At 60.1% G+C, this 1224-nt stretch carries 1 pseudogene; it reads left to right on the top strand.

Annotated features, from left to right (window positions below):
* Positions 1 to 395 (top strand): annotated as a pseudogene (locus tag J6524_RS36990) (integrase core domain-containing protein); the annotation flags it as partial.
* Between the last annotated feature and the right edge of the window lie 829 nt (positions 396 to 1224).

The raw sequence follows: 1224 nt of genomic DNA, 5'->3' as shown, positions 1-1224 counted from the left end.
AGGCGTTCCAACGTCTTTACAACGAACAGCGTCCGCACCAGGCGCTCGACAACGCCACGCCGGCCGATCGCTATGCAGCTTCTCCGCGTCGCTACGACGGCGTGCTGCGCGAGCCCGGCTATGGCGTCGACCACCGCGTCCGGCGCGTGCGTCACAACGGCGAGATCAAGTGGAACGGCAGCACGATCTACATCAACGAGGCTCTCGTCGGCGAGCCGGTCGGCCTGGCCGAAGACGACGCGGGATGCTGGACCGTCAGCTACGGGCGGATCGAGCTCGGCGTGATCACTCACCGCGGTGATCGCCTGCACAAACCAAAACGCAAGGCCTGTGGACTTGTGGACAACGCGAAGGGGCGTTGCCCACAAGACCCACAGGCCCAGCAACAGACCTGAACGAAACGGGAATTGTGTTACCTATGTCGTCGGTCAGAACTGTTACCCATGTCGCCGGTTGCTCAACGCAGCGCGCTTGGGGTGATGGTGTGCCTTGAACAAAAAGGTCCCCCACCGTCATTGCGAGCGCAGCGAAGCAATCCATCGCGCCGCATATGAGGTGGCAATGGATTGTCGCTGCGCTCGCAATGACGCGCGAAGGAGCGACGTAACACATGACTGTCATCCCCCGCGCATGCTGGGGATCCAGTACGCTGCGGCTTCTCGGTTCAATCACTGCTGTCTCTGGAATACTGGATCACCCGCCTTCGCGGGTGACGACAATTGAGTATGGGTTTACGATCTCGCGACACGAACTGCCCGAGGCTTGCTATCAACTTCCCGCCCTCCTTGTTCAGAGGGCGCAGGGAAGACCGGGTGCGCGCCGCACCCGCGGTCTCGTGTGCAGTATGCGCAAAAAAGCATGCACACGAGCATACAGGTTCAGCGGAGGCATCCGACATTCCCTGCGCAATGGTTTGACGGCTTATATCGTGCTCTTGTGTGAGCAAATTCTGCCAGAATGTGCGAACGGGCGGTTCTGACCAACCGCCCGTCGCTGGATCTGATCCCGTTCGTGCTCAAAGGCCGTGAGAGCCTGTCGGGGAGCGAGGGACAGATCCGGTGTCTTCCTCAACCCGAACAGTTGCATGGGCTTCGAGCCCGAACCGAGCAAGGAAGGGAGTGGATGATGGCACAAAACGAACGTGTTGTCGCCGGTATCGACGTGGCCAAGGATAAGGTGGATGTATGCATTCGCTCGTTGTCTCAACGGCAGACGTTCCCGAGT

It is taken from the genome of Bradyrhizobium hereditatis, from assembly GCF_020329435.1.
Lineage (GTDB): Bacteria > Pseudomonadota > Alphaproteobacteria > Rhizobiales > Xanthobacteraceae > Bradyrhizobium > Bradyrhizobium hereditatis.
The sequence above is the reverse complement of the archived record's forward strand: the minus strand, read 5'-3'. Positions and strand labels throughout refer to the sequence as shown.